Raw genomic sequence first — 20,797 nt, 5'->3', positions numbered from 1 at the left:
GTTGCGACCAGGCCCCTCTTGCTTGGGTTGTTCGGTATGACAGCAGGAATTCAGCGCGTCGTCGTCGTGGGTGTGGGCCGCCAGGAGGAATTCGGCGTCGCTTCGGTGTCGTCGGCGCTCTGGGCCGCGATCGAGGACGCCCACGTGGTTCCGTCCGCCCGCAGCCGTGTGGTGGTTCTGCTCGCACGGACGGACGAGGAGGACCAGCCGGACTGGGGCGACATCCCCGGTGTGAGCGTGCGTGCTCCGCGGGACTCCGGCCCGATTTTCGCGGCGGCCGAGACGTGTCTGCGCGCAGATCGCCCCGCGCTGGTCGTCGTCCGCGACAGGCCCGGCGGCGTGGCGGTGGCGCTGGCTCTGGAGACGGCCGGTGCCGAGCACTACGGCCCGCTCGCCGACGACGCCGAGGAGCGCGCGGCGCAGCTGCGCGCACTCAGGCCCCGGGACCGCACGAGTGCCCCGGATGCCACGGGTACCGGCACCGTCCCGCTGCTGCTGTCCGGCCGTACCGAGGCCGGTCTGCGCGCCCATGCCGGCCGGCTGGCGACCCACCTCCAGGAGCGTACGGACATCTCCGTGGCCGACGCCGCCTTCACCCAGGCCACGGCCCGCACGCTCTGGCCGCACCGGGCGATGGTCGCCGCGACCGACCGGGATGCCGTCGTCTCAGCTCTTCGGGCGGTGGCCGAGGGCCGGGCGGGCGACGCGGCGGTACGGGCCGGGAGCGGTGGACCAAAGTCCGCGGTGTTCGTCTTCCCGGGCCAGGGCGCCCAGTGGGTGGGGATGGCTCGCGAACTCGCCGCGACGGCCCCGGTCTTCCGCGACAAACTGGCCGAATGCGCACGGGAGTTGCGCCCGTTCGTGGACTTCGAGCTCGCCGACGTGCTCTCCGGGGCCGTCCCGCTGGAGCGGGTCGAGGTGATCCAGCCGGCCCTGTTCGCCGTCATGGTCTCGCTCGCGGAGCTGTGGCGGTCGAACGGCGTCACGCCCGCCGCGGTCGTGGGCCACAGTTTCGGCGAGATCGCGGCGGTGACCGCCGCCGGAGCGCTCACCGTGGCGGACGGCGCGCGGCTGGTCGCCGCCGTCAGCAAGGCGCTGGCGCGGCTCCAGGGCAACGGGGAGATGGTCGCCGTGGCGCTCCCCGCCGAGCAGGTCACCGCACTGGTCGCCGAGTGGGATCTGGACCTGGACATCGCGGTCGTCAACGGCCCCAGCTCCACGGTCGTCGCGGGCACCACCGAGTCCGCGGCGGCCTTGTTGGAGCGGCTGCGCGCCCGGGACGTGCGGGCCACACTGCTGCCCATCGGGATCGCCGGGCACTCGTGGCGCATGGAGCCCGCCCACGAGTACCTCGTGCAGGAGGCCGCTGCGGTTCGGCCGCGCGCCACCGGGATACCCGTGTACACGTCCACCACGACCGATCCGCTCGACACCGGCGGCCTGGATGCCGAGCACTGGTTCCTCAGCCTTCGCGAGCCCGCCCGGTTCCAGCAGGTCATCGAGGAACTGCTCGGCCAGGGCCACCGGGTGTTCGTGGAGATGAGCCCGCACCCGGTGCTCACCCTGCCGATCGAGGAGACCGCCGCGCACCTCGGCCGCGACGTCGTCGTCCTCGACACGATGCGTCGTGACGACGCGGGCCACGACCGCTACCTGCGCGCCCTGGCCGAGGCACACCTGCACGGCGTCGCCCCCGACTGGAGCACCGTCCTGCCCGACGCCCGCCGCGTCACGCTGCCTCCCTACCGGCTCGACCTGGACACGGCGGACACCGCCGGCAGCGGCGGCACCGGGCCCGGCACCGGACTGCGCGAGCGGCTGCTGGGGTGCACCCCGGCACAACGCATCGATAAGGCCCTCCGCCTCGTGGCGGACGCCGTGTCCGGGCAGATCGAGCCGTCGGCGACGGCCATCGGCGCGGACGAGGCGTTCCGGTCGCTGGGGGTGGACTCCGCCGGCGCCCTCCGGGTCCGCAACCGGCTGGTCGAGATGACCGGACTGCGGCTGCCCGTGACGGTCTTGTTCGACCACCCCACTCCGCGATCGCTGGCGGAGGAACTGGTGCGCGCGGTGCTCGGTGGCGACGCACCGGCGCCGGCCCCGGCCGCGACGGCGTCGGCCGACCCCGACGAGCCGCTCGCCATCGTCGGCATGGCCTGCCGGTTCCCCGGCGGGGTCAGGTCCCCGGACGAGTTGTGGCAGCTGGTGCACGAAGGGCGGGACGCGGTCGCGGCCTTCCCGGCCGACCGCGGCTGGGACCTCACCGCGCTGTACGACGCCGACGCCTCGCAGCCGGGCACCTCGTACCAGCGCGAAGCCGCCCTGCTCGACGGCGTGGCCGAGTTCGACGCCGCCTTCTTCGGCATCTCCTCGCGTGAGGCACGGGCGATGGACCCGCAGCAGCGGCTGCTCCTGGAGACGTCGTGGGAGGCGCTGGAACGCGGCGGAATCGACACCACGACGCTGCGGGGCAGCCGGACCGGCGTGTTCACCGGCGTCATGAGCCTGCCGTACGGCAGGCCGCTGCACCAGGCACGACCCGAGCTCGAAGGCTATGTGATGACGGGTACCACCTCCAGCGTGGTCTCCGGTCGGCTGTCCTACGTCCTGGGCCTGGAAGGTCCCGCCCTCACCCTCGACACGGCCTGCTCCTCCTCCTTGGTGGCGCTGCACCTGGCGGGTCAGTCGCTGCGCCGCGGCGAGAGCGACCTGGCCCTGGTCGGCGGGGCGACGGTGATGGCCGAACCCGGACTGTTCATCGAGTTCAGCAGGCTCCGCGCGCTCGCGCCCGACGGCCGTTCCAAACCGTTCTCCGCCGATGCCGACGGCTTCGGCATGGCCGAGGGCGTGGCTGTCCTGGTGGTGGAGCGGCTGTCCGACGCGCGGCGACTGGGCCATGACGTACTGGCGGTGGTCCGGGGCAGCGCCGTCAACCAGGACGGCGCCTCCAACGGCCTCACCGCGCCCAACGGCCCCGCCCAACAACGGGTGATCCGGGCCGCGCTGGACAGTGCCGGCCTCCGCGCCGCGGACATCGACGTGGTGGAGGCGCACGGCACCGGGACGCGGCTGGGCGACCCCATCGAGGCACAGGCGCTGATCGCGACGTACGGCAGCGACCGCCCCGCCGAACGGCCGTTGTACGTCGGGTCCTTGAAGTCGAACATCGGGCACGCGCAGGCGGCGGCCGGGGTGGCCGGGGTGGTGAAGATGGTGCAGGCGCTGCGGCACGGTGTGATGCCGCGCAGCCTGTACGCGGACAATCCGACGAAGGAGGTGGACTGGTCGTCGGACACCGTCGAGCTGCTGGCCGAGGAGCGCGCGTGGGAGCGTGGCGACGGCCGCCCGCGCCGGGCCGGTGTTTCCGCCTTCGGGATCAGCGGGACGAACGCGCACGTCATCCTGGAGGAGTTCGCCCCTGAGACTCCCGGGACCCCCGAGGGCGCGGAGTCCGCCGTCCCCTGGGCCGATGTGGCGGTGCCGCTGGTGCTCTCCGGCAAGACGCCGGACGCCGTGCGCGGGCACGCGCTGGCACTGCGGGAGCACCTCGCGTCGCACCCGGAGCTGCCGCTGGCACACGTCGCCCGGGAGCTGGCCACGCGCCGTACGGCGTTCGAGCACCGTGCCGTGGTCACGGGCGACCGGGAGGGGGTCCGGGCCGGTCTCGGCGACGTCTCCCCGGTGCTCGCCGGGTCCGGCCGGGTGGCGGCCGTGTTCTCCGGCCAGGGCGCGCAGCGCGCGGGTATGGGCCGGCAACTGGCGGCGGACTTCCCGGTGTTCGACCAGGCCTTGACGGAGGTGTGCGGCCACCTCGACCCGGTGCTCGGACGTGGACTGCGGGAAGTGATGTGGTCTGACGATCCGGAACTACTGGGCCGGACGGAGTTCGCCCAGCCCGCGCTGTTCGCGTTCGAGGTGGCGCTGGCCCGGCTGTGGCAGTCCTGGGGCGTGTCGTTCACGGCTGTCGTCGGCCACTCGGTGGGCGAGATCGCCGCCGCCGTCGTCGCCGGGGTGCTGACGGTGCCGGACGCGGCGCGGCTGGTGGTGGCCCGGGGCCGGCTGATGCAGTCCCTGCCCGGCGGGGGCGCCATGCTCGCCATCGCCGCGGGCGAGGACGAGGTGGCGGCCACGCTGGGCGATTCCGCGCTCGTCGGAATCGCCGCGGTCAACGGGCCCAAGGCGGTCGTCGTCTCCGGCGCCCGCGACGAGGTGGCACGTGTGGGCAAGATCTGGCGTGCACGCGGCCGGCGGGTCGCCGAGCTCCGGGTGAGCCACGCCTTCCACTCACCGCTCATGGAGCCGGTCCTCGACGAGTTCCGCGCGGTGGTGGAGGAACTGCGCTTCCGTCCGCCGACCGTCCCGATCAGTGCCACCGCCGACACCACCCACCCCGTCGACACCGCTGCCTACTGGGTCGACCACGCGCGCAACGCCGTACGGTTCGGCGACGCGACAGGGCGGCTCACCGAAGCCGACATCCTGATCGAGGTCGGCCCGGACGCCGCCCTGGCCCCGCTGATCGAGACCGGTCACACCGTCCTGGCCAGCACCCGGCGCGACCGGTCCGAGACGCACACCGTCCTCACCGCGCTGGGCCAGGCCCACGCCCATGGCGCCGACGTCGACTGGGCCGCCCTCCTGCCGCCCGCTCCCCGCACCGACCTGCCCACGTACGCCTTCCAGCGGCAGCGCTACTGGGACTCCGCGTCGGACACCCTCGCCCGTGTCTCCGCGGGCGCGGATCCGCAGCCGCACCCGATGCTCACCTCGCGCACGGATCTGCCGGGTGCGGGCGGCCTGCTGCTGTCCGGCAGGCTGGCACCCGGCAGCGATCCGTGGCTGTCGCACCACGTCGTCATGGGCACGATGCTGCTGCCCGGCACGGGCTTCGTCGAGCTCGCGCTCGAAGCGGCCCGCGCGGCCGGCGCCGGGTCGGTCGACGAACTCGTCCTGCGCGCGCCGATGGTGTTCGCCGAGGGCAAGCCCCGTGACCTTCAGGTGTGGGTGGGGCCGGGCCAGGACGCCGAGCGTGAACTGCAGATCCGTACCAGGGAGACCGGCGGCGACTGGACGCTGCACGCCACCGGTCTCCTCGCGGCGCGGACCGCCGACACCGCAGGCTTCAGCGACGGCGACTGGACCGGCGGGGTCTGGCCCCCGGCCGGTGCGCGGCAGCTCGTCGGCCGCTCCTTCTACGAGGAGCTCGCGGCCCGTGGCTACGAGTACGGCCCGGCTTTCCGGGGCACCAAGGCCCTCTGGGAGCGCGCCGGCGACCTCTTCGCCGAGGTCATGCTCCCCGAGAGGCAGCCGCGCGGGTTCGGTATCCACCCCGCACTGCTGGACGCCGCCCTGCATGCCCTGCCGATCACCGGCAGCCTCTACGAGGCCGGCGAGGTCCGGCTGCCGTTCTCCTTCAACAGCGTGTCCCTGTTCTCCTCGGATGCCCGGCGGCTGCGTGTGCGGATCCGGGCGGACGCCGACTCCGCCGCCGTGTGGATCGCGGACGACACCGGGTCCCCCGTCCTCGCCATGGAGGGCCTCATCTTGCGCTCCATCGAGCGCGCACAGCTGGAGACGGCGGGGGCGACCGGCCGCACCGGGTGGTTTTCCGTGACGTGGCGGCAACTGGGGCGGGCCGCCACGGCCGACCGGGTGCCCGGGAACTGGCTCCTGCTCGGCGAGGTGCCCCCGGCGCTCGGCGCCCTCTTCGACGACCCGCTCACCGCCGCTTCCTGGGACCGCTCGACCGCGCCGGACGGGGTGCTGGTCGGCGCCGGAGCCGCGGAGGATCTGCTCGCCGCCCTGCACGAGGTCGCCGGGCAGCCGACCGGCCCGGTCTGGTGCGTCACGAACGGTGCCGTCGGAGTGGGGACGGCCGACGACCCCGCCGCCGACGTGCGGGCGGCGGGTGTCTGGGGGCTCGGCCGGGTCGTCGCACTGGAACTGCCCGACCGGTGGGGCGGACTGGTGGATCTGCCCGAGCGGATCGACGATGCCACCCGGCGGGCGCTCGCCGGGATCCTCACCAGCGACGGCGCCGACGACCATGGCGCCGAGGACCAACTCGCCGTTCGCGACGGACAGCTGTGGGCTCGTAGGCTCGTGCCCGCGTCGGCGCCGCAGACCGGTACCTGGACGCCCAAGGGCACCGTGCTGATCACCGGCGGGACCGGCGGTCTCGGCGGGCACGTCGCCCGCCGGATCGCCGAGCAGGGCAGCGCCGACCGTATCCTCCTCCTCTCCCGTCAGGGTCCGGCGGCCCCCGGCGCCACCGAACTGCTGGAGGACATCTCCGCGTTCGGCGCCACGGCGGAGGCCGTCGCCGTCGATGTGACGGATCGTGCCGCGATGAGCGGCCTGATTGCCGCCCTGGCAGCGGAGGGGGCCCCCGTACGCACCGTGGTCCATGCCGCGGGCGTGGTCCGGGACGTGCGGATCGCGGAGACCGGGGCCGAGGAGCTGGCGGCCCAGATGGCGGCCAAGGTCGAAGGTGCCCTGCTGCTCGACGAACTGCTGCCGGACCTCGACGACTTCGTCCTGTTCTCCTCCATCTCCGGGGTCTGGGGCGCCGCGGGCCAGGCCGGGTACGCCGCGGGCAACGCCTGCCTCGATGCGCTCGCCCGGCGTCGGCGCGAGCAGGGCCAGCGCGCGGTCTCCGTCGCCTGGGGGCCGTGGGCGGGCGGCGGCATGCTGACGGAGCACGAGGAACGGGAGCTGCGCAAGCGTGGTCTGGCCCCTCTCCTGGTGCCGGCCGCCCTCCGGGCCATGGAGCAGAGCCTCATGGCCGACAGCACGGGGGACCCGGTGGTGGCCGACATCACCTGGTCGCGCTTCCTGCCCGCGTTCACCGTGTCCCGGCCCAGTCCGCTGCTCGGCTCGTTCGAGGAGAAGGCCGCCCCTGAGCCCCTGGCACACTCGGACGGCGGGCGGGCCGAGGGCGAGACGCAGAGCCTCACGCAGCGGCTCGCCGCGCTGCCGGACGCCGAACGGCTCCCCGCCCTGACCGAGGTCGTGCAGACCCATGTGGCGGCGCTCATCGGAGAGTCGGGGCCCGAGCGGGTCAGTCCCGACCGTGCGCTCAAGGAGATCGGGTTCGACTCCCTGATGTCCGTGGAACTGCGCAACAGGTTCGCCGGTCTCATCGGCGTCAAGCTGCCCGCCACGCTGGTCTTCGACCATCCGACGCCGAACGCGCTGGCCCGGCACCTTCTGGGGCACCTCGACCTCGGCGCGGCCGGCGCCGCACCGGCCGAGAAGCCGCTGCTGGAGGTGGTCGAGGACATCCACAGCAGGGTCCTGTCCCCGCTCACCGACGCCGCCACCCGCAAGGCCCTGGCCGGCCGTCTCACCGAGCTGCTGGACCAGCTGGCCGCACTCGACGCCAGGCCGGTCGCCGAGACGGACGGGCTCGCCTCGGCAAGCGCCGCCGAGCTGATGCAGTTCATCGACACCGAGTTGGGGGACGTCTGACGCCGGGCGGCCCCCCGGCCCCGCCGGCCCCGGGCGGAGCCGCCACCGGTCCTCTGCCACCCCTCCTGTTCCCGTCGCGCCCTGTTCCGGGCGGACAGCCGCGAAGCCGATAGGTGCTAGCTCATGACAACGGACGACAGCCAGCTCGTCGCATACCTGCGCAAGGTCACCACCGATCTGCAGAAGACCCGATTGCGGCTGCGGGACGCCGAGACGAAGAACCACGAGCCGATCGCGATCGTGGGCATCGGTTGCCGGTACCCGGACGGGGTGCACGGCGCCGATGACCTGTGGCGGCTCGTCGTGGAGGGACGCGACGCCATCGGCGGCTTCCCGCAGGACCGCGGCTGGGACGTGGCCGGCCTCTACGACCCAGACCCGGACGCCCTCGGGAAGTCGTACACCCGCGAAGGCGGCTTCCTCACCGACATCGACCTCTTCGACGCCGACTTCTTCGGCCTCAGCCCACGAGAAGCGCTGGCCATGGACCCGCAGCAGCGGCTGCTGCTGGAGACGTCCTGGGAGGCGCTGGAGAGCGCGGGCATCCGCCCCGCCACCCTGCGTGGCAGCCGCACGGGCGTGTTCACAGGTGTGATGCACCACGACTACGGCAGCCGATTCACCAAAGCCCCCGACGGGTTCGAGGGCTACGTCCACATGGGCAGCGCGGGCAGCATGGCCGTCGGCAGGGTCGCCTACCACTTCGGCCTGGAGGGGCCCGCCGTCACCGTCGACACCGCATGCTCCTCCTCGCTCGTCTCCCTGCACCTGGCATGTCAGTCGCTCCGCGCGGGCGAGTGCGATCTGGCGCTGGCCGGCGGCGTTGCGATCATGAGCGGCCCCACCTTCTTCGTCGAGTACAGCCGTCAGCGGGTGCTGTCCACCGACGGCCGTTGCCACTCCTTCGCCGACGACGGGGACGGAACCGGCTGGTCCGAGGGTGTGGGCGTGCTGGCCGTGGAGCGGTTGTCGGACGCGCGGCGGCTGGGGCACGAGGTCCTGGCGGTGGTGCGGGGCAGCGCGGTCAACCAGGACGGTGCCTCGAACGGGATGACGGCGCCGAGTGGTCCCGCTCAGGAGCGCGTCATCGACTCGGCGCTGCGCAATGCGCGTCTGAGCGCGGACGAGATCGACGTGGTGGAGGCGCACGGGACGGGAACGCGGCTGGGCGATCCCATCGAGGCACAGGCCTTGATGGCGACGTACGGCCGGGGGCGTTCGGCACAACGGCCGCTGTGGCTCGGTTCGTTGAAGTCCAACATCGGGCACACCCAGGCGGCCGCGGGCGTCGGTGGCGTGATCAAGATGGTGCAGGCGCTGCGGCACGGCGTACTGCCACGGAGCCTGTACGCGGAGCGTCCGTCGACGGAGGTCGACTGGTCCGCGGGGACGGTCGCGCTGCTGGCGCAAGAGCGGGCGTGGGAGCCCGTCGAGGACCGCCCGCGTCGGGCCGGTGTGTCCTCCTTCGGAATGAGCGGCACGAACGCGCATCTGATCGTGGAGGAGTTCGTCCCCGAGCCCGCCGAAGAGCACGAGGCGGAGCCCTCGGCCCCGTGGGCGGAGACATCGGTGCCGCTGGTGCTGTCGGGCAGGACACCGGGGGCCGTGCGCGCACAGGCGGCGGCGCTGCGGGAGCACCTGGCGGCCCGGCCGGAGCTGTCCCTCGCGCGGGCGGCGCGGGAGGCGGCCGTGCACCGGACGGCGTTCGAGCATCGTGCGTCGGTCACGGGTGACCGCGACGCCGTGCTGGCCGGGCTCGGCAGCGTCACTCCGGTGGCCGCCGGCGGCGGCCGGGTGGCGGCCGTGTTCTCCGGCCAAGGCGCTCAGCACGTCGGGATGGGCCGTCAACTGGCTGCGGAATTCCCGGTGTTCGCCGGTGCGCTGGACGAGGTGTGCGCGGTGGTGGATCCGTTGTTGGGGCGGTCGTTGCGGGAGGTGATGTGGTCGGGGCCCGCGGAGCAGTTGGAGCGGACGGAGTTCGCGCAGCCGGCGTTGTTCGCGTTCGAGGTGGCGTTGGCCCGGTTGTGGCAGTCGTGGGGCGTGGAGTTCTCCGTGCTCGCGGGGCACTCCGTGGGGGAGATCGCCGCCGCGGTGGTGTCCGGGGCACTGTCCCTGGACGACGCGGCCCGGTTGGCCGTGGTGCGCGGCCGGCTGATGCAGCGGTTGCCGGAGGGCGGAGCGATGCTGGCGGTCGCCGCCGGCGAGGAGGAGGTCGCCGCGACGCTGGGGGATCCGGCGCTCGTGGGCATCGCCGCGGTCAACGGCCCTGAGGCGGTGGTGGTCTCCGGTGCCCGTGAGGAGGTTGAGCGGGTCGCCGGGATATGGCGCGAGCGTGGTCGGCGCACGAGCCGGCTACGGGTCAGCCACGCGTTCCACTCGCCGTTGATGGATCCGGTTCTGGACGAGTTCCGGGTGGTGGCCGACGAGCTGGACCGGAGGGAGCCGACGCTGCCGGTGATGGCGTCGGCCGAGACCGCGCATCCGTTCGCCACCGCGGCCTACTGGGTCGACCACGCCCGTCGGGCGGTGCGGTTCCATGACGCCGCCGCGCGCCTTGCGGAGGCGGACGTCGTCGTCGAGATCGGCCCCGACGCGGTCCTGGCACCGCTGATCGACACCGGTCGTCCGGTTCTGCCGAGTTGCCGCCGTGAGCAGAGCGAGACCCTGATGCTGCTGACCGCGCTCGGCGAGGCCCATGCGCACGGCGTCGAGGTCGACTGGACGGCTCTCTTCCCGGCCGCTGCCCGTGCCGACCTGCCCCCCTACCCCTTCCAGCACCGACGCTACTGGCTCGCGCCCCCCGCCCTCACGGCTGCCGGTGCCGACGCGCTGGACCACCCCCTGCTGTCCGGCATCGTGGAACTGCCGGGCCAGGGCGGCGTGGTGCTCAGCGGCAGGATCTCGCCCGACCGGGACCCCTGGCTCGCCGACCACGCGGTCTCCGGTGCCGTGCTCTTCCCCGGTACCGGCTTCCTGGAACTCGCCCTGCGGGCCGCCCGGCAGGTGGGGTCGCGGCAGGTCGCCGACCTCGTCGTCCAGACCCCGCTCGTGCTGCCCGCCCCCGGCACCGACATCCAGGTCTGGGTCGAACCGCCGGGCGAGCCGGAGCGCGCGCTGGTCGTCCGGGGCCGGAGCGGCGACGGCGACTGGGTGGAGTACGCCACCGGAAGGCTCGTGGAAGAGCCCTCCGAGCCCTCCCCTCAGGGGGACCCGCCCACCGACGCCGAGTGGGCCACGGGACAGTGGCCGCCGCAGGGCGCCGAGGAGCTGCCGGTCGAGGAGCTCTACGACACCCTCGCCGCCCGTGGCTACGGCTACGGCCCGGTCTTCCGCGGTCTGCGGGCACTGTGGCGGTCCGGCGACGAGCTGTACGCCGAGGTCGTCCTCCCCGAGCGGGCCCACGACGGCCGGTACGGCTGCCACCCCGCGCTGTTGGACGCCGCCCTGCACCCGCTGGCAGCCGCCGCCGGCTCCGGTCAGCAGGTCCGGCTGCCATTCGCCTTCGGCCGGGCCACCGTGCACTCCCCCGGCGCCGCCGAACTGCGCGTACGTCTGAGGACCGGCTCCGAGACCATTCGCCTGGACGCGGCCACCAGCACCGGGGACCCGGTCCTCACTGTCGGGGAACTGGTGCTGCGGGCGGCTGACACCGCCCGGCTGACGGCACAGGCGGACGAACAGCTCCATCGCCTCGGTTACGAGGTCACCTGGCAGCTCCTGCCCGACCCACCGCGTGCCGACCGGCTCCCCGGCACCTGGATCGTCCTCGCGCCACCGGCGACGGACGTCTCCTGGACCCGGGACCTGGCCGAGCACACGCTCGCCGTCGATCTCGATGCCACCTTGGACCGCCCCGCTCTCGCGGCACGGCTGACCGACGCCACACACACCGCCACCGACCCGGACGGTGTGCTGCTCTTCGCCGCCCACCCGGACATCCTCGTCACCGCGCTGCAGGCGCTCACCGACGCCGGTGTGGACGCCCCGGTGTGGTGCCTGACCCATGAGTCCGAGGACGCGCTCGACACGGCCGCCGTGTGGGGCGCGGGCCGGGCGGCGGCCCTGGAACTCCCGGACCGCTGGGGCGGCCTGGTCGATCTGCCGCCGGCCGGCGTACGGCCCCAGCTCGACTGCCTGGCCGGCCTGCTCCGCGCGGAAACCGGCGAGGACCAGATCCGCCTCAGGGCTGACGGGGTGTCCGTACGCCGCCTGATCAAGCCGGACCGGCCGACGCAACCGCCCGCCGACTGGACGCCGTCCGGCACAGTGGTGATCACCGGGGGCACCGGGGCGCTGGGCGGTCATGTCGCGCGCTGGGTCGCGGGGCTCGGCGGCTGCTCGCTGCTGCTCGTCTCCCGCCGGGGTCCCGAGGCGCCCGGCGCGCAGGAACTGCTGGCCGAGCTGGCCGCCACCGGCACCCCGGTACGGATCGTCGCGGCCGATGTCGCCGACCGGTCCGCCATGGCCGGGCTGGTGCGTGAGGCGGCGGACACGGGCACCCCCGTCCGCGCGGTGTTCCACGCGGCGGGCGTCGCCGACGAGACACCGCTGCTGGAGACCACCCCCGACCGGTTCCACGCCGTCCTGGAGGGCAAGGCGGGCGGTGCCCGGGTCCTCGACGAGGTGCTCGGCGAAGCCGACTTGGACGCCTTCGTCGTCTTCTCCTCCGTCTCCGGTATCTGGGGAGGTTCGGGGCAGAGCGCGTACGGGGCGGGCAACGCCGTGCTGGACGCGCTGGCCGCCAGGCGCCGGGCACGCGGTCTGGCCGGCACGGCGCTCGCCTGGGGCCCATGGTCGGGCGGCGGCATGGTCGACGCCGACCTGGAGCGACGGCTGCGACGCCAGGGCCTCGTCCCGCTCCCGGTCGACGACGCCGTGGCGGCGCTGTCGACGGCGGTGTCCCTCGGCGAGAACCGGGTTCTGGCCGACGTGGCGTGGCCGCGTTTCCTGCCGGTGTTCACCGCCACCCGTCCCGCCCCGCTCTTCACCGCTCTCCGTCCCACGCCCCGCACGACGGCGTCCGCCGCGACGGCCGCGCCCGGACCGACGGCCGAGAGGCTGGCCACCCTCCCGGCCGCGGACCGCGGCAAGGCCTTGTCCGACCTCGTACGGGCCGAGATCGCCTCGGCCGTCGGGCACCACGACATGAGCGCGGTCGACGCGGAGCGCCCGCTGGGTGAGTTCGGTTTCGACTCCCTCATGTCCGTGCAACTGCGCAACCGGCTCTCGGCCGTGACCGGAGTCCGTCTGCCCGCGACGCTGGTCTTCGACCATCCGACCGCCGGCGCACTCGCCCGGCACCTGGAGAGCGAGCTCGCCACCGAGCCGTCGCCACGGCCCCGGCAGCCCGCCACACCCAGGACGGCCGTCGCCGACGAACCCATCGCCATCGTCGGGATGGCCTGCCGCTACCCGGGCGCCGTCGCCTCTCCCGAGGATTTGTGGCAACTCGTCGCGCAGGGCCGGGACGCCGTCACCGACTTCCCCACCGACCGGGGATGGGACCTGTCGGGCCTCTACCACCCGGAGCGCTCCCGGGCCGGTACCACGTACACCACTCAAGGTGGATTCCTCGACGACCCCGCCGGATTCGACGCGGAGTTCTTCGGTATCTCGCCCCGTGAGGCGCTGGCCATGGACCCGCAACAGCGGCTGCTGCTGGAGGCGTCCTGGGCAGCCGTGGAGCATGCGGGGATCGCTCCCGGGACACTGCGCGACAGCCGTACCGGTGTGTTCGTCGGCACCATGTACAACGACTACTTGTCGCGTCTGAGCAGCACGCCGGAGAGCCTTGAGGGGATCATCGGCATAGCCAACAGCAACAGCGTCATGTCGGGGCGTATCTCCTACCTGCTCGGGCTGCAGGGCCCGGCGGTCACGCTCGACACCGCCTGCTCGTCCTCGCTGGTCGCCCTGCACCTCGCCTGCCAGGCGCTGCGCCGGGGCGAGTGTGATCTCGCGCTGGCGGGCGGAGCCACGGTGATGGCGTCACCGCACATCTTCGTCGAGTTCAGCCGCCAGGGCGGGCTGGCCGTGGACGGCCGGTGCAAGTCGTTCTCCGCCGACGCGGACGGCACCGGCTGGTCGGAGGGCGTCGGCCTGCTCGCCGTGGAACGGCTGTCCGACGCGCGTCGGCTGGGACACGAGGTCCTCGCCGTGGTCCATGGCTCCGCCGTCAACCAGGACGGCGCGTCCAACGGCCTGACCGCCCCGAGCGGTCCCGCGCAGCAACGCGTCGTCGCGGCCGCGCTCGCGCAGGCGGGCATCGCAGCCACCGAGGTCGACGCCGTCGAGGCGCACGGCACCGGCACCCGGCTGGGCGATCCGATCGAGGCCCAGGCCCTGATCGCGACCTACGGCCGGGAGCGCGAGCCGGAGCGGCCGCTGTACCTCGGGTCACTGAAGTCGAACATCGGCCACGCACAGGCGGCGGCCGGAGTCGGCGGTGTGATCAAGATGGTGCAGGCGCTGCGGCACGAACTGCTGCCCCGCACGCTGCACGCCGACACGCCGTCACCCGAGGTGGACTGGTCGTCGCAGGCCGTGCGACTCCTCACCGAGGAACGCCCCTGGCCCCGGGGCGACCGGCCGCGCTTGGCCGGCGTGTCGTCGTTCGGTATCAGCGGCACGAACGCGCACGTCGTGCTGGCGGAGGGCGATCCCCTCGACGGCGAGCCCGCCGCGGAAGCACCTGTGCACGGCACGTCCGCGGGGAGCGGCACTCCCATGGACACGTCGGACTCCCCCACGGCCCGGACCCCGCTGCCGTACGTGCTCACCGCCCGCAGTGCGGCCGGCCTGCCGGCACAGGCCCGCGCCCTGCACTCCCACCTGCTCGACCACCCGGGGCTCGAACCGGCCGATGTGGCCCGGTCGTTGGTCACCACCCGGTCCCTTCACGACCATCGGGCGGTCCTGGTGGCCGAGGACCGGCAGGAACTGCTCGACGCCCTCGCCACACTCGCGGACCCGGCCGCGACGACGCCGAGCCGGGCGGTGTCCATCGGCACGGCCGGCCCCGGGCGGGTGGCGGGCCTCTTCTCCGGTCAGGGTGCGCAGCGACCGGGGATGGGGCGTGAACTGGCGGGGCGTTTCCCGGTGTTCGCCGCCGTGCTGGACGAGGTGTGCGCGGTGGTGGATCCGTTGTTGGGGCGGTCGTTGCGGGAGGTGATGTGGTCGGGGCCCGCGGAGGTGCTGGAGCGGACGGAGTTCGCGCAGCCGGCGTTGTTCGCGTTCGAGGTGGCGATGGCACGGTTGTGGCAGTCGTGGGGCGTGGAGTTCACCGTACTGGTGGGGCATTCGGTGGGCGAGATCGCCGCCGCGTGTGTGTCGGGGGCCCTGTCGTTGGCGGACGCAGCGCGGATGGCGGTGGCGCGGGGCCGGTTGATGCAGGCGTTGCCGGAGGGCGGAGCCATGGTCGCGATCGCCGCGAGCGAGGACGAGGTGGCCGCGAGCCTCGCGGACGTGCCCGACGTGGCGATCGCCGCCGTGAACGGCCCCGAAGCCGTCGTCGTCTCCGGGACGGAGGCCGACGTGCTGCGGATCGCCGACCAGTGGCGTGAACAGGGCCGCCGCACCACCCGGCTGCGGGTCAGCCACGCCTTCCACTCACCGCTCATGGACCCGATGCTCGACGACTTCGCAGCCCTCCTCGACGAGCTGACCTTCCACGATCCGACCCTCCCCATCAGCCCCTCGGCCGACAGCTCGCACCCCTTCGCGTCCGCCGGATACTGGCTCGACCACGCCCGCCACACCGTCCGCTTCGCCGACGCCCTCGGCGCCCTGGACGGCGCCGACGTGCTCGTCGAACTCGGCCCGGACGCCGCGCTGGCGCCCCTGGCAGGGACGGACAAGCCGGTCCTCCCCTCCGCGCGACGCGATCACCCGGAGGTACGTACCGTGGTCACGACGCTGGCCTCCGCGCACGCCCACGGCGTATCCGTCGACTGGACGGCGGCGCTCGGGGCGGGCCGGCAGGTCCGGCTCCCCACGTACGCCTTCCAGCACGAGCGCTACTGGCTGGACGAGGGCCCGGCGGCGGGCCGAGGCAGCGGCTCCGCGGGCGACCCGACGCAGGCACGCTTCTGGCAGGTGGTCGAAAACCAGGACCTCGACGGCCTGACCCGCACCCTCGGTCTCGACGCGGAGACGTCCCTGCGGGCTGCGTTGCCGGTGCTGCACGACTGGCACCGCACCAGCACCACGCTCGCCCGGGCCGCGGGCTGGCGCTACCGCGTCGCCTGGGACCGGCTGCCCACGGACGACACGGCCGTGGCGCTCGGCGGCACGTGGTGGATCGTCGTACCCAGGGATGCCGCCGACACCACGACGGCCGACGCCGTGCGGCGGGCGCTCGCCGCCGCAGGTGCGAACCCCCGGGTCCTCACCATCGATCCGCACCGCGCGGACCGCGCGACGTTGGCGAAGGAACTTGCCGCGGCCGCCGACGGCACGGTGGCGGGGACGGTGTCCCTGCTGGCGGAGTCCGGCGGTGAGCACACCAGGCACCGCGGCGTCGCGGCCGGGGCCCTGGCCACCCTGGTGCTCCTGCAGGCTCTGCACGACGCGGACATCTCGACCCGTCTGTGGACGCTGACGCGGGGCGCCGTACGCACCGGGCCGGCGGACACCGCACCGGACCCCTGGCACGCCCAGGTCTGGGGCCTCGGTCGCGTCGCCGCCCTCGAACACCCGGCGCTGTGGGGCGGTCTGATCGATCTCCCCGCCGAAGGGGAGCCGGCCGGCTTGGCCGCCGTCCTCTCCGGGACCGCCGGGGAGGACCAGGTGGCACTGCGCGGGGACGGCGTTCGTGCGCGTCGCCTCACCCCTGCCGACACGCACGACGCCCCGGGAGCCGACGCCCACACATCCGGTGCGTACCGGTGGACGGACGGGGCGGTTCTGATCACCGGCGGTACCGGAGCGCTCGGTGCGCACACCGCCCGCATGCTTGCCTCGCGGGGTGCATCCCGGCTGGTCCTCGTCAGCCGTCGCGGTCCCGCCGCTCCCGGCGCCGAGGCACTGCGCGCCGAACTGGAAGCGCTCGGCGCGACGGTCGACCTGACGGCCTGTGACGTGACCGACCGCGACGCCGTCGGCCGGCTGGCCGAGGGCCTCGCCGCTGAGGGCACCCCGGTCCGCGCGGTGGTCCACGCGGCGGGTGTCGCCGCCGAACAGCCGTTGACGGAACTCGTCGGGGACGACTTCTCGGCGGTGACCGACGCGAAGGTCACCGCCGCGGAAATCCTCGACGACGTGCTGGGGGACGACCTGGCGGCGTTCGTCGTCTACTCCTCCATCGCCGGCACCTGGGGCAGCGCGGGCAACGGCCCGTACGCCGCCGCCAACGCTCACCTGGACGCACTGGTCGAGCGGCGTCGGGCCCGCGGCGCCGCCGGCACGGCCGTCGCCTGGGGACCCTGGAGCGGGGGCGGCATGGCGGACGACCGCTTCCAGGAGGAGATGCTGCGCCGCGGAGTCCGCGCCCTCTCCCCCGAAGGTGCCACCGCCGCCCTGGCTCAGGCCCTGGAGCACGACGACACCACGGTCACCGTCGTCGATGTCGACTGGGACGGCTTCGCCCGCGTCTTCGCCAGCAACCGGCCCAGCCCGCTGCTCGGGCACCTGACGGAGCCCGCCGCCGCTGCCGATGAGGCCCCCGCCCGGACGGAACTGGCCGAGCGCCTCGCGGCCCTGGATGCCGAGGCGCGGCGCGGCGCGGTACTGGATCTGGTGCGCGCGGAGGTCGCGGGGGTGCTGGGCCATGCCACGTCGCAGGCCGTCGCCGTGGACCGCGCCTTCACCGACATGGGGTTCGACTCCCTCATGGCCGTCGAACTGCGCACCCGGCTCGGCGTGGTCAGCGGCCTCGCGCTGCCGACCACCCTCGTCTTCGACCACCCGAGTCCCGCCGAGGTCGCCGACTTCCTCTGCGCCCGATTCGAACCCGACCGGGACGCCCTCACCCACGAGATCCTGGAGAAGCTCGACTGGCTGGAGAACACCCTGCTGGACGCCGCGCACAGCCAGGGCGCCCGCGCACGGTTCGGCTCCCGGCTCGACGCCCTGCTCGCCCGACTCGACCGTACGACGACCCCGCCCGAGAGCCGGCTGTCGGACCCGGCCACGGACGCCATCGAATCGGCGACCGCCGAAGAACTGCTCGCATTCGTCGAGGAGCATTTCGACTAGTTCCCCGGTCCCACACATGGCGGGCCAACTCCCGCTGCGTTAGGGGGCGTTAGGGGATGTGAATCGATCTGATACTGGAGAACATTCATCAAGAGGATTTGCGAAATGTCTAGGAGTGAACAGATCCCATGCATCTTCTCGTCAAGGGAATTCAGCACCGGATTTCCAGCGAAATCCTCGTACCGAACTCCAAATATCATGCACACCGTGCGCTGATCCTCGCCTCGCTCGCGGACGGAGTGAGCCGGATCCATGGCCTGTCCGACGCCCGGCACATCGAGTACACCGTTCGGCTGCTGCGTGACCTCGGCGTACAGATCGTCCGCGAGGGCGACACCTTCGTGGTGCGGGGGCTCGGCGGCCACTACCGGCCGGTCCAGGACACCGTCTCGGCCGGCAGCTCGGGCACCACCCTCTATTTCATGACCGGGCTCGCGTCCCTGTCGAACCGCGCGGTCACGATCACCGGGCAGAAATACTTTCGGAATCGTCCCGTGGGCCCGCTGCTGCACGCACTGGAAAGGATGGGCGTACGCCTGGAGTCGGCGAATGACTGCCCGCCCATTCACGTCCTCAGCCATCGGCCCACGGGCGGCGAGGTGACCATTCCGGGCACCTTGTCCCAGTGGATATCCGGACTGCTGCTGCTCGCGCCGTTCGCCACCGGCCCCACCACCGTCACCGTGACGGGCGCGCTCAACGAACGCACCTATCTGGAGCTGACCGTCGCGATGATGCGGCAGTTCGGCCTGGAAGTGACTGTGGCCCCCGACTGGCGGCGCTTCGATGTGGCGCCGCACCAGAGCGTGCGGCCCACCGAGCTGACGTTGCCCCCCGACATCGGTTCCGCGGCCTTCGGCATCGCCACCGCCGCGCTGCACCCTTGTGACGTACTCCTGCGCGGCATCCCGAGCCTGACCGGTGGGCCCGCCGACCACCCCGAGTTCCACTTCATCGACATAGCACGCTCGATGGGCGTCCCCATGGAACTGGACCCGGTGGCCGGCGGTGTCCGGATCCAGCAGGACGCCCCTCTCCTGAAGGCCGTCGACGTCGACTGCCGTGACGTGCCGGACATGCTTCCCGTCCTCTCCACCCTCGCCACCTTCGCGCACGGCGAGTCGGTGTTCCGCAACGTCGCGCACACCCGGCTGAAGGAGTCCGACCGGGCCGGCTCGATGCTCCAGCTCAACTCCATGGGCGCCGAAATGGAGTTGGCGGACGACACGCTGCGGGTGACCGGGGTGGACTCTCTGGTCGGCGCGGAGCTGTCGTCGTACAACGACCACCGGGTGCTGATGTCGCTGGCCGTCGCCTCCTCGCGCGCCCGGGGCCACTCCACGCTGTCGTACCCCAACGCCTACCGCATCTCGTATCCGGGCTTCCTCGACATGATGAACGCCGTCGGCGTGCCGACGTCCGTGGAGAAGGGCCCCGGACGCTCCGCCAGGAGCCGTGCCCGCAAACCCGTCCGGCCCGCCGCGGACCCGGACTACGCCTGCGAGGTCACCCTGCCGGAGTGGCTGGCCCGGCACGCCGCGTCCCGCCCCGGTGACACCGCCGTCGTGGACGTACGCCCGGAGGGCGATTCCGTCGTCACCTGGAGCGACCTGGCCGGCCAGGTGGACAAGGCCGCCGCGCTGCTGCTCGAACTCGGCGTGCAGCCGGGCGAGAACGTGGCGTACCAGCTGCCCAACCGCCTGGAGTGCGTGGTGCTGTCGCTGGCGGCGCTGCGGATCGGTGCCGTCTGCTGCCCGGTCATCCCGTTCTTCCGGGAACGCGAACTCGGCTTCGTCCTGCGCCGCTCGCTGGCCCGCGTCCTGGTCGTCATGGACGAGTACCGGTCCCGGCGCCCCGCGGAGGAGGCACTCGCCCTCGCCGCCACCGGTGGCCCGGACACGGCAAAGCTGGAGCATGTCGTGGTGCTGGCCCGGTCGGGCGGCAGCAGCCGACTGCCCCAGCTGCCCCCGGACGGCGTCCGCCTGCACGACTGGGAGACCGCCCTGAAGGCGACGACGGTCGACCGGACGGTCCTCGACGCGATCCACCCGACGGCCGCGACGACGGCGCAGCTGCTGTTCACCTCGGGCACCACCGGCGAGCCCAAGGGGGTCATGCAGCCGTCCTCGAACCTGGTCCGGGCCGTCTCGATGGAGATCCGGCATCTCGGCCTCGGTCCCGAGGACGCCGTCTGGGTGCCTTCTCCGCTCTCCCACCAGACCGGGTTCCTGTACGGAATGACACTGGCGACCGTGCTGGGCGTGCCCCAGATCCTGCAGTCCGAGTGGGACGCGCGGCGCGCCCTCACCTCGCTGAACACGCACCGGGCGACGTTCGTGCAGGCCGCCACGCCGTTCCTGGCCGACCTGGTGAAAGCGGTCGAGGAGATCGGCGAGGCACCCCGGCACCTGCGGATCTTCGTGGCCACCGGCGCCACCGTGCCCCGCTCGCTGGCCGAGCACGCGAGCGGGGTGTTGGGCACGAAGGTGTGCGGCGCCTTCGGCACCACCGAAACCTGCCTCGCCGCGCTGTCCACACCGACCGACGCACCGGAGCGGCGCTGGGGCACCGACGGGCGCGTCCTGTACGGCGTACGGCTGCGGGTCACCGACGACCGGGGCGAGGTGCTGGCACCGGGCGCCGAGGGCAACTTCGAGATCCTTTCGCAGACGACCTTCGAGGGCTATCTCGACCGCCCCGACCTGACCGCCGAGGCCTTCACTCCGGACGGCTGGTTCCGCACCGGCGACCTCGCGGTGCTCGACGAGTCGGGCTATGTCCGTATCACCGGCCGGGTCAAGGACGTGATCAACCGCGGCGGCGAGAAGATCCCGGTCGGCGAGATGGAGCAGCTGCTGTTCGGTCACCCCGCCGTCGACGACGTGGCCATCGTGGCCATGCCCGACGAGCGTCTCGGCGAGCGTGCCTGCGCGTTCGTCGTGCTCAAGGACGGCGCGCTGCTCGGCTTCGAGGAGATGTGCCACTACCTGGACGGACATCAGGCAGCCAAGCAGTACTGGCCGGAACGGCTCCAGCTCGTCCCGGATCTCCCACGTAACCCGATCGGCAAGGTCCAGAAGTTCGAACTGCGGGCCAGGGCACGCCACCTGCGCCCCCATACCGTGCAGTGACA

General features: G+C 73.2%; 3 protein-coding genes. All 3 read left to right on the top strand.

Annotated elements, in window-relative coordinates; genetic code table 11:
• The first annotated feature begins 36 nt into the window (after positions 1-36).
• The 3 genes from CPH93_RS34905 (at position 37) to aroA (ending at position 20,795) form a co-directional block, all read left to right on the top strand.
• Positions 37-7,470 carry a type I polyketide synthase gene (locus tag CPH93_RS34905; RefSeq protein WP_231977091.1) on the top strand — a complete coding sequence of 2,478 codons (7,434 nt, stop codon included), beginning with the start codon at positions 37-39 and terminating at the stop codon, positions 7,468-7,470.
• Positions 7,471-7,593: 123 nt separating this feature from the next.
• Positions 7,594-17,664: a type I polyketide synthase gene (locus CPH93_RS34900; protein ID WP_096215171.1), complete on the top strand. Its 10,071-nt coding sequence runs from the start codon at positions 7,594-7,596 to the stop codon at positions 17,662-17,664.
• 128 nt (positions 17,665-17,792) lie between these two features.
• Positions 17,793-20,795: a 3-phosphoshikimate 1-carboxyvinyltransferase gene (gene aroA / locus CPH93_RS34895; protein ID WP_096215170.1), complete on the top strand. Its 3,003-nt coding sequence runs from the start codon at positions 17,793-17,795 to the stop codon at positions 20,793-20,795.
• Positions 20,796-20,797: the final 2 nt, after the last annotated feature.

It is taken from the genome of Streptomyces sp. 2323.1 (assembly GCF_900221035.1).
GTDB classification, from domain to species: domain Bacteria; phylum Actinomycetota; class Actinomycetes; order Streptomycetales; family Streptomycetaceae; genus Streptomyces; species Streptomyces sioyaensis.
The sequence above is the reverse complement of the archived record's forward strand: the minus strand, read 5'-3'. Positions and strand labels throughout refer to the sequence as shown.

Excerpts from the sequence above, each read along its gene's own strand:
- CPH93_RS34905 (WP_231977091.1), top strand. The coding sequence starts at position 37 with ATGACAGCAGGAATTCAGCGCGTCGTCGTCGTGGGTGTGGGCCGCCAG.
- CPH93_RS34900 (WP_096215171.1), top strand. The coding sequence starts at position 7,594 with ATGACAACGGACGACAGCCAGCTCGTCGCATACCTGCGCAAGGTCACC.
- aroA (WP_096215170.1), top strand. The coding sequence starts at position 17,793 with ATGCATCTTCTCGTCAAGGGAATTCAGCACCGGATTTCCAGCGAAATC.